At 35.5% G+C, this 15,037-nt stretch carries 19 protein-coding genes and 1 riboswitch; of the genes, 8 read left to right on the top strand and 11 right to left on the bottom strand.

Translation table 11 applies throughout. From position 1 onward, the window contains the following. The first annotated feature begins 29 nt into the window (after positions 1-29). Positions 30-1,535: a cobyric acid synthase gene (locus CD30_RS00310; protein WP_036170801.1), complete on the top strand. Its 1,506-nt coding sequence runs from the start codon at positions 30-32 to the stop codon at positions 1,533-1,535. Between the two features lie 4 nt (positions 1,536-1,539). After that, positions 1,540-2,364, top strand: a complete 825-nt coding sequence (locus tag CD30_RS00315) for a cobalamin-binding protein (protein ID WP_036170803.1) — start codon at positions 1,540-1,542, stop codon at positions 2,362-2,364. 136 nt (positions 2,365-2,500) lie between these two features. On the opposite strand, the gene CD30_RS00320 is transcribed toward CD30_RS00315, so the two are convergent. Genes CD30_RS00320 through CD30_RS00340 form a run of 5 tightly spaced genes read right to left on the bottom strand, consistent with a single transcriptional unit; the run spans position 2,501 to position 6,086 of the window. Then, positions 2,501-3,271, bottom strand: a complete 771-nt coding sequence (locus CD30_RS00320) for a TatD family hydrolase (RefSeq protein WP_036170805.1) — start codon at positions 3,269-3,271, stop codon at positions 2,501-2,503. Continuing rightward, positions 3,268-4,008 (bottom strand): ABC transporter ATP-binding protein, encoded by a 741-nt coding sequence (locus CD30_RS00325; protein ID WP_170933624.1) that lies wholly within the window; start codon positions 4,006-4,008, stop codon positions 3,268-3,270. Before CD30_RS00325 ends, CD30_RS00320 begins: the two co-directional genes overlap by 4 nt. A 1-nt stretch (position 4,009) precedes the next feature. Beyond that, the gene (locus CD30_RS00330) at positions 4,010-4,768 is read right to left on the bottom strand and encodes an ABC transporter permease (protein WP_036170807.1); all 759 of its coding nucleotides are present in this window, start codon (positions 4,766-4,768) and stop codon (positions 4,010-4,012) included. Then, positions 4,768-5,058 (bottom strand): thiamine-binding protein, encoded by a 291-nt coding sequence (locus CD30_RS00335; RefSeq protein WP_036170809.1) that lies wholly within the window; start codon positions 5,056-5,058, stop codon positions 4,768-4,770. The genes CD30_RS00330 and CD30_RS00335 overlap by 1 nt, the downstream gene beginning before the upstream one ends. A 14-nt stretch (positions 5,059-5,072) precedes the next feature. Next, positions 5,073-6,086: an ABC transporter substrate-binding protein gene (locus CD30_RS00340; RefSeq protein WP_036170812.1), complete on the bottom strand. Its 1,014-nt coding sequence runs from the start codon at positions 6,084-6,086 to the stop codon at positions 5,073-5,075. Positions 6,087-6,227: 141 nt separating this feature from the next. Continuing rightward, positions 6,228-6,338: riboswitch (TPP riboswitch) on the bottom strand. 219 nt (positions 6,339-6,557) lie between these two features. Between CD30_RS00340 and CD30_RS00345 the strand changes: the two genes are divergently transcribed. Next, a complete protein-coding gene (locus CD30_RS00345; protein WP_052125990.1) occupies positions 6,558-7,031 on the top strand; it encodes a copper resistance CopC family protein in 474 nt (157 codons plus the stop codon). A 52-nt stretch (positions 7,032-7,083) separates the two neighbouring features. On the opposite strand, the gene CD30_RS00350 is transcribed toward CD30_RS00345, so the two are convergent. Genes CD30_RS00350 through CD30_RS00365 form a run of 4 tightly spaced genes read right to left on the bottom strand, consistent with a single transcriptional unit; the run spans position 7,084 to position 10,159 of the window. Then, positions 7,084-7,596: a thioredoxin domain-containing protein gene (locus CD30_RS00350; RefSeq protein ID WP_036170815.1), complete on the bottom strand. Its 513-nt coding sequence runs from the start codon at positions 7,594-7,596 to the stop codon at positions 7,084-7,086. Between the two features lie 15 nt (positions 7,597-7,611). Next, positions 7,612-8,646: an aliphatic sulfonate ABC transporter substrate-binding protein gene (locus CD30_RS00355; protein ID WP_036170818.1), complete on the bottom strand. Its 1,035-nt coding sequence runs from the start codon at positions 8,644-8,646 to the stop codon at positions 7,612-7,614. Position 8,647: 1 nt separating this feature from the next. Continuing rightward, the gene (locus CD30_RS00360) at positions 8,648-9,346 is read right to left on the bottom strand and encodes an ABC transporter ATP-binding protein (RefSeq protein ID WP_036170821.1); all 699 of its coding nucleotides are present in this window, start codon (positions 9,344-9,346) and stop codon (positions 8,648-8,650) included. A 24-nt stretch (positions 9,347-9,370) separates the two neighbouring features. Continuing rightward, the gene (locus CD30_RS00365; RefSeq protein ID WP_235801974.1) at positions 9,371-10,159 is read right to left on the bottom strand and encodes an ABC transporter permease subunit; all 789 of its coding nucleotides are present in this window, start codon (positions 10,157-10,159) and stop codon (positions 9,371-9,373) included. A gap of 588 nt (positions 10,160-10,747) precedes the next feature. Here CD30_RS00365 and CD30_RS00370 point away from each other — a divergent pair. Both CD30_RS00370 and CD30_RS00375 read left to right on the top strand, forming a co-directional pair. Continuing rightward, complete coding sequence (locus CD30_RS00370) at positions 10,748-10,954, top strand: zinc ribbon domain-containing protein (RefSeq protein ID WP_036171398.1); 207 nt, start codon at positions 10,748-10,750, stop codon at positions 10,952-10,954. 143 nt (positions 10,955-11,097) lie between these two features. After that, positions 11,098-11,613: a ClbS/DfsB family four-helix bundle protein gene (locus tag CD30_RS00375; protein ID WP_036170824.1), complete on the top strand. Its 516-nt coding sequence runs from the start codon at positions 11,098-11,100 to the stop codon at positions 11,611-11,613. A 30-nt stretch (positions 11,614-11,643) separates the two neighbouring features. Here the strand turns inward: CD30_RS00375 and CD30_RS00380 are convergent, their stop codons facing one another. Beyond that, positions 11,644-12,144 (bottom strand): GNAT family N-acetyltransferase, encoded by a 501-nt coding sequence (locus tag CD30_RS00380; protein WP_036170826.1) that lies wholly within the window; start codon positions 12,142-12,144, stop codon positions 11,644-11,646. A 100-nt stretch (positions 12,145-12,244) separates the two neighbouring features. Here CD30_RS00380 and CD30_RS00385 point away from each other — a divergent pair, with 100 nt between their 5' ends. The 3 genes from CD30_RS00385 to CD30_RS00395 all read left to right on the top strand — a co-directional run bounded on the left by CD30_RS00385 (position 12,245) and on the right by CD30_RS00395 (position 14,691). Then, positions 12,245-12,691 (top strand): MarR family winged helix-turn-helix transcriptional regulator, encoded by a 447-nt coding sequence (locus CD30_RS00385; RefSeq protein WP_036170828.1) that lies wholly within the window; start codon positions 12,245-12,247, stop codon positions 12,689-12,691. A 73-nt stretch (positions 12,692-12,764) separates the two neighbouring features. Beyond that, complete coding sequence (locus tag CD30_RS00390) at positions 12,765-14,165, top strand: NAD(P)-binding domain-containing protein (protein WP_084077565.1); 1,401 nt, start codon at positions 12,765-12,767, stop codon at positions 14,163-14,165. A 151-nt stretch (positions 14,166-14,316) separates the two neighbouring features. Then, complete coding sequence (locus CD30_RS00395) at positions 14,317-14,691, top strand: DUF423 domain-containing protein (protein ID WP_036170830.1); 375 nt, start codon at positions 14,317-14,319, stop codon at positions 14,689-14,691. 77 nt (positions 14,692-14,768) lie between these two features. Here CD30_RS00395 and CD30_RS00400 read toward each other — a convergent pair whose 3' ends face one another. Beyond that, positions 14,769-14,954: a small acid-soluble spore protein H gene (locus CD30_RS00400; protein WP_036170832.1), complete on the bottom strand. Its 186-nt coding sequence runs from the start codon at positions 14,952-14,954 to the stop codon at positions 14,769-14,771. Between the last annotated feature and the right edge of the window lie 83 nt (positions 14,955-15,037).

The following is a 15,037-nucleotide window of genomic DNA, read 5'->3' on the forward strand; positions in this document are numbered from 1 at the left end:
CACCAAGGGTAAAGGCTAGGAGTGAAATCATGGGAAAAGGAATTCCGTTAATGATTCAAGGAACCCATTCGGATGCTGGAAAAAGCTCTATTGTAGCAGCCTTATGTAGAATTTTTCATCAAGACGGTTATAAAACGGCGCCATTTAAGTCTCAAAATATGGCTTTAAATTCATACATTACCGTTGACGGGAAAGAAATTGGACGGGCACAGGGTGTACAAGCAGAAGCTGCGGGTATTGTAGCAACGACGGATATGAATCCGATATTAATTAAACCAAGTGGCGTTACCCAATCCCAAATCGTTGTACATGGAAAGGCTTATAAAAATATGAAGGCAGGAGAATATCGACAGGATTTCTATGAACAGGGGCTGTCAATTATTCAAGAATCATATAATCGTTTGGCGAGTGAATATGAAAGAATTGTCATTGAAGGAGCCGGGAGTCCAGCAGAAGTTAATTTGAACGATCGGGAGCTTGTGAATATGCGTGTTGCAAAAATTGCGAACGCCCCTGTCATTTTAGTCGGGGATATTGAAAAAGGTGGTGTTTTTGCAAGCTTAGTAGGTACATTGCAGCTTTTAGAACCAGAAGATAAAAAACGGGTTATCGGTGTCATTATTAATAAGTTTAGAGGCGATGTTTCCTTACTACAGCCAGGCCTTTCCTGGTTTGAAGATTATACAGGTGTTCCGATTCTCGGTGTTGTCCCATATATAGATCATCTATTCATTGAAGCGGAAGATTCCGTCATTTTAGACCAATATACATCTATTCAAAATACAGAAAAAGATATTGATATAGCAGTAATACGTTTCCCGTTTATATCTAATTTTACAGATGTTGATCCTTTCTTTGCAGAACAGGATTGTTCCGTTCGTTATGTAAAAACGGTAGAAGAAATCGGACAACCGGATCTTCTTATATTGCCAGGCAGCAAAAATACGGTTGAAGATATGATGTTTCTTCACCAATCAGGGTTAGCAAATAGGATTCATCATTTAATGATTAACAACGGGACAATGATATTTGGCATTTGCGGTGGCTATCAAATGTTAGGCAATCAAATATCTGATCCAGCTGAAGTGGAATCATCCTATCAAATGATCGAAGGATTGGGACTAATTCCAATGCAAACAATCATGGCTAAAGATAAAACGACAGTTCGTTCAGAAGGAATTGCGATGATTGGAAAAGAACGTATTCATGTGGAAGGTTACGAGATTCATATGGGGCAATCAACGTTTCAGAAGGATTATATTCCTCTTATTGAATTATCCAATCGTTATGATGGAGCGATGACGTCAGACAAGAAAATTTTTGGCACCTATTTGCATGGTATCTTTCATAACGATGCATTCCGAGAAACAATCCTTAATGAAATAAGAATGAAAAAGGGGTTGGCTCCAATACGAAATCGAGCTTCTTTTAATCATAAAAGGGAAGAAGCCTTTGATATATTAGCCCAAGTTGTTCGTGAAAATATCCAATTGACACGTATTTATGAACTGATGGAGGAATTCCAAAAGGAGTGATGAGATGCGATTAATATCAATATGCCCGAGTAATACAGAATTGCTAGGGTACTTAGGTTTATCTTCATCTTTAGTAGGAGTAGATAAATATTCCGATTGGCCAGAGGAAGTGAAAACATTGCCACAGCTTGGCTCTGATTTAAGTATTGATATGGATAAGGTTGAAGAGTTAAAACCGGACTTAGTACTCGCTTCTCTTTCTGTTCCTGGAATGGAACGAAATATTGAACAATTAGAAAAACGAAAAATTCCATATGTTATTGTACCGAATCCAAAATCACTAACTGAAGTTGGGGATAGTATATTGTTTGTCGGTGACGTGACAAACACCGCTGATAAGGCAAGGAAATTGTATAATGAGTACAATCAAATACTTCAAAATTATCGCACTTTAAGTAAGCAAGTTGAAAAAAAGATACCGTTGTATTGGGAATGGTGGGCAAAACCAATTTTCACGCCTGGTGCGACCAATTGGCTAACGGAAATTAGTGAGCTTGCTGGAGGAAGAAATGTATTTGATGATATGCCCAAAGCGAGTGTAAAAACAGACTGGGAAGATGTTAAAAGCAGAAACCCAGAAGTAATATGCGTAGTTTGGGTTGGGGTAAAGAAAGAAAAAGTAAACCCAAAGGTAATTTTAAAAAGAGAAGGGGTAGAGCAGTTGGCGGCCATTCAAAATAATCAGCTGTACATACTAGACGAACCGTTATTTTGTCGACCTTCACCAAAACTATTAATGGGTTTAAGTAAAATCGCTAGTATCCTTCACCCACAAATATATCCATCATTTAATGAAAGTAAAGATCCGTTGTTAGAAACTTTAATATGATCAGCTTATCTTTCAGTCTAGTGAGTTAGTTCGAAACTACAGGAATACATTTACTAAAGAAAAAGAAGCTATTTTAAAATTCAAAATGGCTTCTTTATGTATTGAATAAATATTTTTCAAGAGTAGAAGAAATCTATCAAATACGATAAAATCCTTTTGTATTTTCGTAGAGAATTCTTTCAGTCTTTTCAAAAGTTAAGTCTTTTAACTGTGCAATTTTTTTAATAGAATGCTTCATCATTTTTGGAGCTGTCATTTGTCCTTCAAAAGGTCCTTCGAACGGCCAAGGACCATCCGTCTCTATCATTATTTGTGTAATAGGGTATAAACGAACGAGCTGCTGAATTTCCTTTTCATATAATACGTCGGGTGTGATTGAAATAAAATACCCTTTTTCCATCATCCGTCGAGTAACCGAATCATCTCCCTTAAACCAATGAAAATGAGCATTTTTTATGTCGTGCTTTTCAAGTAAATCACATGCAATTAAAGCATCTTCATAGACTGCATGAAGGACAATCGGTTTGTTCCATTTTGCTGCAAATGCCATAAATTGATCTAGTAACTGTACATAAGGCCCATAATCAAAAGGGGAGTCACTTTCCAAGCGTTTATAATAAGGTAATCCAACTTCACCAACAGCAACCATTTCATCTACATGACCTTCCATCCAGTCAAGTAGCTTAGTTACTTCATCATCGGAAGGGATATCTTGTTCTGGATGAAAGCCATAGGCGGGCTTTATACGTGAATCCTCTAATGAGTATCTGTGATTTTTTAAACAGGATTCCAAATTAAAAGAAACGGAAATTAAAGCATCCACCTGATGTTTTGAAAGGTCATCTAAGATCGCCTTTTGCTGTAGTGGATGATAATGATCAAGATGAATATGTGCATCAATCATCATACTTCAATTTCCTCCTTAATCGTTTGGAATATCTTTTGCTTCATTGTGAAAAACTCATTTGATTCTAACAAGCTTTCGTTTCTTGGTCTTGCAAAAGGAACTTTTATTTCAGCCTTCACCCTAGCTGGGCGCTTTGATAATATATAAATTCGATCCGCTAAAAATAAAGCCTCTTCAATACTGTGGGTTATAAACAATACAGATTTACGATTTTCTTCCCAAACTGATAGAAGCCATTTTTGCATTTTCAGTCTTGTAAATTCATCTAGTGCCGAAAAGGGCTCATCTAAACAGAGAATGCTTTGTTTACTTAATAATGCTCGTATAAAGGAAACCCGTTGCTTCATCCCACCAGATAACTCAATCGGATAGGAGTTCTCAAACTCATCTAATCCAACCTTTTCAAGCCACCTTTTTGCTTCCTTATAATTTGGCTTCCCATTTATCTCAGCAGCCAGTACAACATTTTCTAAAACAGTACGCCATGGAAAGAGGGAAGGCTGTTGTGGCATATAGCTAATAAAGCCTTTCTTTCCATTGATAACTTCTCCATTTAAAGAAATGGTTCCATGATCAGCTAGGAGATTTCCTCCGATTAACTGAAATAGTGTACTTTTTCCGCTTCCAGAAGGTCCAAGAATAGCAACAAATTCCCCTTCATCTACTTGCAAATTAATATCCTTCAATACCTGAAGATTCCCAAAGGTTTTATTTAATTCATGAATAGTTAACAACATGTTACACAGCCTCCTTTCTGCCTTTGACGACCATTTTTTCGATGAATCGGATGAGTCCAAATAATAGTAAGCTTAACAACATAATAAAGAAAATCGCGACAAATACACGATCGATTCGGAAAGAGGATTGTGCAAGGGTCATATATACCCCGATACCTGATTTTGCACCAAGCCATTCCGATATAACAGTCCCCATCACGCTGTATGTTGCGGCGATTTTCAGTCCTGAAAATAGAGAGGGGAGGGCATGAGGAAACTCAAGCTTCCAAAAAATTTGATTGCGTCTTGCGCCAACCATTTGCATGTAATGCTTTAGTTCTGGAGCGGTTTGTCTAAATCCGTCCATACTTGCTATTACAATAGGGAAAAAACATACTAAGCTAATAATAATTAACTTTGGTAAAATCCCAAAACCAAACCAAATGATTAGAAGGGGAGCAAGAACGATAGTTGGTATATTTTGAGATAAAATTAATAACGGATACAACACTTCATTTACTTTCGGTAAACGATAAAGAATGATGGAAATAATAAGACCAATACTACAGCCGATGAAAAGACCTAACATTGCTAAATAAATGGTTGAAAGTAAATGACCATAAAAATTATCAAAACCAATCATTGCTTCTTTGAATACATCACTAGGAGCAGGTAATAGCCACATTGGTGTTTGTGTAATCCGAACAAGTACTTCCCAAAGGATGAATAAAAAGAGGAGGAAAAGAAAAGACCTTCCTCCTCGTTTCCATGAGCCTTTCATTAACGATATTTCTCCGTCAATTTATCCATTGAAACACCATCAGGGTTAAAGGATATTTTCACTTGGGAAAGTACACCTGGACAACCTAATTCAATCATCTTTTCGTTCATTTTTTCGATAATCGAAAGTAACTCTGGAAGATTACCCTCCATCGTTGTTTCTAATGGATTAACTTGATATTTTACGCCTGAAGTGTCGATTACCGCAATCGCTTCGTCAACGTATGGAATGACACTTTCGCCATTATTTGTTTTAGGGATGATTTGTATACTAACTAATGCATTTGCCATTTGTTATCCGCTCCTTATTGAGGTAAAAATTCATTTGTGAATGCTTTTTCTGGATCAAATTCGCCTTCTAAAAAGCCATTGTCTTCCATCCAGTTCGCGTAGTTTCGCCACACTTCAAGCTTTTGTTCACCCCATCGAGGTGCATCATCTTGATATTTTGAGCTGAGCCATTTTTGACTCTCTACAACAAGCTCTGCATCAAGCTCAGGTACTGCTGAAGATAAAATACTTGCTGCTTCCTCAGGGTTGTCTATCGCAAATTGGTATCCTTTAGACGCAGCAGTAACAAATGCTTTAACGATTTCGGGATTTTCTGAAATCATTTTTTCATTTGTTGCTAGAACTGGTGTATAGTAATCAAGTTTTTCAGAGTAATCCGTTAAATAAACCATGTTAATCTCTTCTCCACGAAGTTCTGCCTCAATTCCAGTCCAACCATAGAAAACCCAAGCAAAATCAATACCTTGGTTTGCCATCGTAAAGAAGTCTGCATCTCCCGCATTGATGATTTCTAATTTATTAATGTCAGCATTTTCAACGCTCATTAATGTATCGATAATTGCTTGTTCAATTGGGGAGCCCCAACCGCCATAGGTTTTACCTTCAAAATCTTTCGGTGAAGTAATATTTAACTCAGCTGGTGAAGCGAATCCAGAAGTATTATGCTGAATAATTGCAGCGATAGAAACAATAGGTACCCCTTGAGTACGAGCCTGAGTGATTGATTCTTGAACACTCACACCAAAATCTGCATTTCCAGAAGCAATTAACTGATCAGCCCCAGCATCACCTGGCATGATAATTTCAACATCTAATCCTTGTTCTTCAAAGTAGCCATTCTCTTTGGCAACATAAAGACCAGTGTGATTCGTATTTGGTGTCCAATCTAACACAACGGATACTTTCTTCAGTTCTTTTTGAGTACTTGTTTCAGAAACGTTCTCGTTAGAATTGTTTCCTTCCGATTGTGATTGACAGCCGAAAAGTGCTAGAACTGTCATCAAAAGCAAGATCAATAATTTTTTCATGTTGTAATCCTCCAATAATATGAACTAAATCCATACTCGAAGAGAGGTGAGATGCCTGTTGCCCGTTAAAGCGGGAATAAAAAAACGTCTAGGATAGGGTATCCCAGACGTACACATAAACATTCAATTCAAATAGTAATAAATTTGAAAGTCGATGTTCCCTACGCTGGTATTAACCAAATCAGGTTCAAAGGGTTAGTATCTATCGGATACAATCTCAGCTGGCAAATACCAGCTCCCCCACATTCTTCTCGATATGAACTTGCAATCTCATTTTAACAATAAATGGGGGAGATTTACAATATGTTTACAATAAAACTTTTAAAATAGTAAAGCAAAATCCCTAGCAATTTAACAAATTGAATGTGATTTTTCAAGGAAATGATGGACAAATATGTCAAGAAACTAGTCTAATTGGAAGTTAATTTTTATATAATACATCGAACCAAATTTCTCTTTAGGAGGACAGAAGTGAAAAAGATTTTAGTTGGAATATTTATTATTTTATTCATGTTCCAAACGTCAACCTTTGCTCATTCAACTTTAACGAAATCATCACCAGCTGATGGTCAAATCGCAGGTAACAATTTAAACGAACTAATATTGGAATTTGATACACCAATTGAAAACACAAGTACAATAACGTTAATAAGTGAAACTGGCGAACAGATTCCAGTTGAAGTTTCGGTGGACAACAATACTATAGTTGGGAAAATCAATGCCCAGTTGAAGGAAGGAACATATCAAGTAAGCTGGGATATCGTAGGTGAGGATGGACATCCAATCAATGGTACATATTTATTTATGGTCGACGCATCCGAAACAACTCAATCTCCATCAGATCAGCTAGAGTCAGATAGTAGGGGATCATTTAACTGGATGGGTGTTGTTCTTGGTGTAATAGTCGTATTAATCATACTGACACTTTTTACAAAGAAAAGATAAAAAGAAAAAGAGGTAAGGAATTCTAAACCCGTACCTCTTTTAAAATGCTAACTTATAATAATTGGTCAACCTCGTCCTTAAGCTGTTTCGCGTCTAATTCAACTGGAAATTGGAATTCCTTTTCATTAATAAAAACAGCCGGTACCATTTTCACATTTCTCTTTACAGCCTCAGCGACGATTTGTAATCCAATATCAATCGTTTCAGGTTCTTCTTTTAAGCCATACTCTTCAACTAGCATTTTCTTTATTGTGTCGCTATCTTTTTCATGCCATTCACTCTGCTTAGCAAAAAAATCTTTCATTAATTCATAGATTTTCTCTGGGTCTTTATAGTCAAAGAAGCAATTTGCTAATGTACCATACAATAGCATTTCACGTGGTTTGTCAAAGTGTTTAATGATATATTGCACTTTACCATCTTGAATGTAGGATTTTAATGTTTGATCAGCATTTTCAAAAAAAGTTGCACAATAAGGACAAGCAAGATTTAGAAAAACTTCGACTTTTACGGGAGCATCAGATGAGCCATAGCTCAAATGTGTATTTTCAACTGTTACCGTCATTTTAAAACCTCCTATTTATTCAATGTTACTCGGGATAATAGCATCATCAACATTTACAGCATCTTTAACGCTAATTTCATTTTCTAATAAACCTGCTTTAAAGAATGTATCTGCTAACTGTTGTTGGCTTGTGATAATAGCATCATCAATTTTTTGTACACCAAATGTACGGCGATTGTTAGCTTGTTGAAGTGGAGCGACATCTAAACCTAATTCCTTAGCTAAGATTTCAGCAACTTCATCTTTATTTTCATTTGCCCATTGGTCAGCATTTTGTAATTCATCAAGGATGATTTTTGCTACATCAGGTTTTTCAGTTAATAATTTTTCGGTTGCAAAATAGAATGTACGGTTTTCTGTTAAATCAGAACCACTTACGATTGTCCGTGTTTCGATTGTGTTTTCAACGATTGCTAAATATGGATCCCATGAACCATAAACATCAAATTCACCTTTAGTGAAAGCAGCTAAGCCTTCAGCAGCATCTTTGTAGAATACGATTTCAACCTCGTCTTGTGAAATGCCAGCTTGTTCTAATGCAACAAGTAATAAGTAATGTTGGTTACCGCCTCTAGTTACACCGATTTTTTTACCTTTTAAATCCTCAACTGTTTCAATATCGGATTCGGCTTTTGCTACTAAAGCAACACCCTCTGGATATGGTGCTTCAGAAGCTACATAGTTTAATGGGTGACCACCAGCTTGCATAAATACCGCGTTACCATCAGAAGCGTGACCAAAATCTATATTGTCTGTTAGCAATGCTTCAAGTAAAACTGTACCAGTAGGGAATACTTTCCATTCTACTGTATAACCAGCTTCTTTAAGCGCTGTATCAAGATTACCATGTTCTTTTAAAATGTTAAGTGTATTCCCTTTTTGATAACCAATTCTAATAACACCTTTGTCTGCAGGTGCAGAACTTTCACCATTAGTAGAGTTGTTTGATGTGGTATCAGTAGATTCATTGTTTGCTGACTCACTGCTTCCACAAGCTGCCAAAATTAATACGAAAATCGCAGTAATTAATAATAATAATGTTTTTTTCATTCTAATTTCCCCTTAAAATTTGATTCAGTATTTTTTGCTCGTAATAAGTGAATTTTTCATCACGTTCACGAGGTCTTGGTAAATCAATAATCTCATCTAATTGGATAGACCCTTTGTCGATGACGATAACACGATCTGCAAGTCGAACTGCTTCTGTTACATCATGGGTAACAAGAAGGGAAGTGAACTTTTGTTGTTGCCATAGGTCTTCGATTAAATTTTGCATTTCAATGCGAGTTAAAGCATCTAGAGCACCAAGAGGTTCATCAAAAAGCAATATATCTGGATTGCTCGCTAATGCTCGGGCAAGGGCGATACGTTGTTTTTGACCGCCAGACAATTCATCAGGCCAGTCACCCTGTTTATCAATCAATCCTACTTTTTTAAGGGAGGTCTGTGCAACATCATTGCTAACGGCCCCAAGTTCTATATTTTTAATAATACTTTTCCAAGGAATTAAGCGATCATCTTGGAACATAATGCGAATTTTTGGATTGTTATTTCCGATGCCAGAAAAGGAAAGGGTACCATTTGTAATTGCTTCAAGCTTAGCAATCACTCTAAGTAATGTACTTTTCCCACATCCACTACGACCAACAATTGCTGTAAAACTTCCAGGATTAATTGATAGATTAATATTATGTAGGACTTCATTATCCCCATAACTTTTACTTACATTCTTTAATTCAAGGCTAAACATCCGTGACACCTCAATTTCTTCACTTTATTTCTTACGAAAAGCTGGATGCCATTTTAATAAGCGATGTTCAAATAGCTTGGCAATTAAATCAGATAGTTTCCCCAAAATGGCATATAGAACGATTGTTAATACGATAATGTCCATTTGCATGAATTCGCGAGCGCTCGTTGCCATGAAGCCAATTCCAGCGTCAGTACCAATCGTTTCAGCAACAATTAAAGATACCCACATTACTCCTAATGCATATCGAATCCCTACTAATATAGAAGGAAGAGCACCAGGTAATATAATATTTGTAAATAATTTCCCTCGGGATAGTCCGTAAACATTTCCCATTTCAATTAGTTTTCTGTCTACATTTTTTATTCCATTAAATGTATTGATATAGATTGGGAACATCACGCCAAGGGCAACTAAGAAAATCTTTGCATCCTCGCCAATCCCAAACCATAAAATAACAAGTGGAATTAATGCTAGATGGGGGATTGTTCGAATCATTTGAACGGTTGTATCAATAGTTCTTTCAAAGAAAAGAACTGTCCCATTGATTAATCCTAGAATAAATCCAATCACTCCACCGATGATAAAGCCAATCAAAGCTCTTTGCGTACTAATCAACACATGTGTTTGCAAATCACCTGATTCAGAAAGTCGAATTGCAGCATCCACTACCTCAAGTGGTGAAGGTAATAATGTGGTTGTAATAATTTTATATTGTACGAGTAATTGCCACAAAATCACTATGAAAATAGGTAAAACCCACGGTACGAGACGATTATCATACCATTTTATATCTTTTTTACCTTTATTCAATAAATCACCCACTTATCATCATAAATAGAAATATTATGTAACAAAATTATTTTAGCAATCCCTAGTAAAATTGTAAATATTTAATTTCGGTAATATAGATAGGTTTAGTAGGTTTTTATGTAGAAGGAATGTATTTGAATCATAAATCCGTAGTTATAAAAGGGGAGAAGTATGAAAAATGCACTCATTAACCCCAACAATGATTATCCTCATTAGTATTAGTGTTACTTCGACTTTGACAGGATCGAAAATATGCGAATAAAGACAATACAACTGATAATGTAATTTTATCTATTACTACTTCTCTAACAACTAAATTGGATAACAATTGTTTAGGGTTGTGTTATTCAACCATATCATTTTACAAGAAAATTATGGTAACATAACACAATAAATCATAACAATGCTTATAAGAATTGTAAACAATATAATCCTATTAAATATATTGTATTAATATGAATTAAACCTTTAATAAAATTCATTAATGTTATTAATCTGCAAATACTGATTTTTATTTGTTTGATGTGGAACTTTTTTACAGGCCATTCGTATTAAGAATAAACAATGATTTCAATGGGGGAATAAATGTTGAGTAATCAAGGATGTATAAAATGTGGAAGTAAAAACGCAGATACAAAAGAAGTAGCTATGACGGGAACTGGGCTTTCTAAAATGTTCGATATACAGCACAATCAATTTGTTGTAGTGTATTGTAATAATTGTGGGTATTCAGAGTTCTATAATAAAAATTCATCAAGAGGTTCTAATATTCTCGATTTATTCTTTGGTGGTTGATTTAATTTTCTAGTTGTAATAACCATTCACACCATCAGGCGCTTAACCATACATGGGTAAGTGCTTCTTTTCTAGTTTAGGATACTTTAAGGTTCATACTGTCGCACTATCTTGAAGAAACGTACCAGAAGGGATGATTTCGATTGCAAGAATATGCTAATAAACAAGTCTTAATTGATGAAATTACTAAAAGAGCAAAGTTATTTATCAATGAATTTCGAACTGTTAATAATCTTGATAAAGATATTTTAGTAGATGGAGTGGACAAAACACCATTTCAGATGATCGCTTATCAATTAGGATGGATTAATTTAATATTATCTTGGGAACAGGATAATAAAGAGGGAAAAGAAGTCATAACTCCGACGCCAGATTATAAATGGAATAACCTGGGCGGACTTTATCAGAGTTTTTATGATCGATATGCAGATGATTCGATTGAAATGTTAATTAATATGTTTGAGCAAAATGTTAATAATATCATTCAATTAGTAGAGAGCTATAATGATGCAGAATTATTTGAGCAAGGAGGTAGACAATGGGCAACTACTACTCCTTCTAATTGGCCCATTTGGAAATGGATACATATTAATACAGTTGCACCATTCAAATCCTTTAGAGCGAAAATAAGAAAATGGAAAAGGATGAGAGGAATATAACAGTCGCTCAGTGTCATACATGACCATTTATCAGTCTTTGCCGACGATTGTACTTCTTCTCTCTAAAAACACAACATCTTTCCAAACACCATCAAGTTTAGCTATTTTTTCTCGAATCCCAACAATTTTAAATCCGTTCTTTCTATGTAGCTGAATGCTTGCCGTATTTTCCTCGAAAATTTTGGCTTCAAGAGTCCAAAATCCTTGTTCTTCGGATTGGAGGATTAAATTTTGTAAAAGGTATGTGCCGATTCCTCTGCCCTTAGAATCTGGATGGATATAGATGCTGTCTTCACCTACACCTGCGTAAACTTCTCTAGTAGATACTGGTGTTAGTTTACACCAGCCCAAAATCTTTGAATTCTCTTCTGCGACAAGTGTGCATGCTATATTTGCATTTCCAAACCATTGTTCAAAAGAAGAGGGGACATTCGTTTCAAAAGTAGCCATTTTTGTTGCAATACCAGCCTCATAAATGGATCTTATTTGTTCCCAATCCTTCTCCATCACTTTTCTAATTTGAAGCGACATTACACATTACCTCCAATTCATAAAAATGTAATTTAATTCTAATCGTTTTACTTGTAAAATGCAAATAAATACAGTATAAATTACTTAAGAGGTGGAAGTTATGGAAATAAGTCGCGATATTTTTCATGTATTAACAAGAAGATTTGGTTTACTTAATAAAAATTGTTGTACAGTGGGTAATTTTGAAATTTCATTAGTTCAAAGTCATATCCTTTATGAAATTGATAAACAAAAAGAGCCGTCTATGCAACAGATTGCAGATACATTAGCAATGGATATCACCACATTTAGCAGACAAATACAAACTTTAGTAAAGATGGAATTAGTGAAAAAAACCCCTTCACCGTTAGATAAGCGAGTGTCTATATTAAGCCTTACGGTACAAGGGAAATTTGTCGCAACAAGCATTGATCATTCTATGAATGCATATTTAGAAGAAGTTTTTTCTCATATGAATGAATTTGAAAAGGAAACGGTACTACGATCATTGCAATTATTGAACGATTGCATGGCAAAGACCTCGGTTTGTTGTACGCCATTATATTAATGGTAATGTTGTTTTAATTTTCGGGTCTAATACTTGTAATTTACAAATAATAAGAGTGGTTGGAGGTTTTAGGATGAATAAATTAGAGTTCGATATTATCGACTCAAGTAAATGTTGTGGTCCAACAGAAAAACAGGAAGCCATGAGTAATTGTTGTAATACATCAACTCAATACAACCGAGTCAAACCTTCGCAAGAACTTTTTACACATTTACCAATTGTAGTTATTGGTGCAGGACCAATCGGTTTAGCTGCTGCTGCTCATTTAGTAGAGCAAGGTCAAAACTTTATTCTGTTAGAATCAGGTTCTCGTGTTGGAAGTCACATTTTGCAGTGGGGGCATGTTCGATTATTTTCCCCTTGGCAATATAATATTGATAAAGTGGCGAAGAAGTTGTTAGAGAAAAGTGGTTGGATTGCTCCACCTGAAGAAAAGCTTCCTATTGGTAAAGAAATCGTTGAACAGTATTTAGAACCGTTAGCAAACTTACCTGAAATAAAAGACCGTATTTTATTTAACTCAAAAGTCATTGCTGTTAGTAAAAAAGGCTTTGATAAAATGAAGAATACTGGAAGAGAAGATGTACCTTTTGTTTTATATGTGGAGCAACAAGGTGATACAGAAAGAATTGAAGCAAGAGCAGTAATAGATGCAACAGGTACATGGTCTAATCCAAACCCGGTCAATGCAGATGGCATATGGACGGCAGAAGAAATCCTACTAAATAAATCGATTCATTACGGTATTCCGAATATTCAAGGGAAGGATCGAGATAGATATTTAAATAAACGAGTTGCTGTAATTGGAGGGGGCCATTCTGCAATTAACACCATTCTAGAACTAGTAGAATTAGGTGAGCAAGTAGAAATTTATTGGGTGATGAGAAAAGCAAAAGTGGAAGATGCATACGGTGGAGAAGAAAAAGATGCGTTGGAAGCAAGAGGGGAATTAGGAAAGAGAATTCATCAGCTTGTGGACGAAGGACGCGTGAAAGTTTTCACTCCTTTTAAAATTTATCAATTAAAACATACAGAAATGGGTATTGATTTAATCGGTGAATACAAAGGTAAAGCGTTTATTCTTTCAGGAATGGAAGAGATTATTACGAACACAGGTAGTCGCCCGGATTTTTCATTTTTACGTGAACTTCGATTAAGTGTGGATGCTGTAACGGAAAGTGTAGAAGCGTTATCGCCATTAATTGACCCTAATCTTCATAGCTGTGGAACAGTTAGACCACATGGGGAAGAAATTTTAAGACAACCTGAAAGAAACTTCTACATTGTTGGAATGAAAAGCTATGGTCGCGCTCCTACTTTCTTAATGGCAACAGGGTATGAACAAGTGCGATCGATCGTTGCTTATTTAGTAGGAGATATTGAGGCATCCAAAAAAGTTGAACTTGAATTACCAGAGACAGGTGTGTGTAGTTCGACATTAGTCACAACTAATAATAATTCTAGTTTTTGTTAATGTAAAATCAATTGTAAAAATAAATGGCATAGCTCTATTTTAGGGTTATGCCAATTTTATATTGGTATGCTTAAGATGTTTGCTCTAATTAATTGAATCCTTAATTTAGAAGATATATAGTAAAATTAATCATACATATTGGAGGTTCGTGATGAACATAAGTTTATTATTAGGTGCAGTTTTAGCCTTTCTAGGAGTAACACTTGGTGCATTTGGTGCCCATGCCTTAAAAGATAAGTTTCCAGAACCCCGCCATGAACAATACTGGAACACAGCGGTGCAATATCATATGTACCATGCTTTAGGAATGATAGCAATTGGAATTTTATCGATGGATGCCTTATTAGGGACGTCAGCCTTACTTTCTTGGGCGAGCTATTTAATGTTTGCAGGAGTTATATTCTTTAGTGGAAGTCTTTATGTACTCGCTGTAACTGGAGTTAAAAAACTAGGTGCCATTACGCCAATTGGTGGGGTATTATTTTTAGTTTCATGGTTACTAGTTGCAATTGAAATTTTATCATAAATAAATGCATAAAAAAGTGAGAACGACCGACTTCCATTCGTTCTCACTTTTTATTTATCTTAGGGGAAATTCACAAATTAATTCAAACTCTCTTTCAAACTAGATAACGATACTTCACGTTCATTTGCTGGATCATCTAAAGGATAAATTCTTGCAGTTTCTTTCTTTTCATCTACATGCTGAATAAAGACTCGCTCACCGTTGTAAAATACGTTTGCAATTACTGGTGATTCTGAGATTTCCTGAGCTCTTTGTACATTCATCCAATCATCCTCCTTGTTAGTTGTGCAAATGACCTCTCAACACAATTATTTACTTACTGGATTATAAAATATTCTTCAAAATT

Origin of the sequence: Ureibacillus massiliensis 4400831 = CIP 108448 = CCUG 49529 (assembly GCF_000772965.1) — a bacterium.
Taxonomy (GTDB): Bacteria; Bacillota; Bacilli; order Bacillales_A; family Planococcaceae; genus Ureibacillus; species Ureibacillus massiliensis.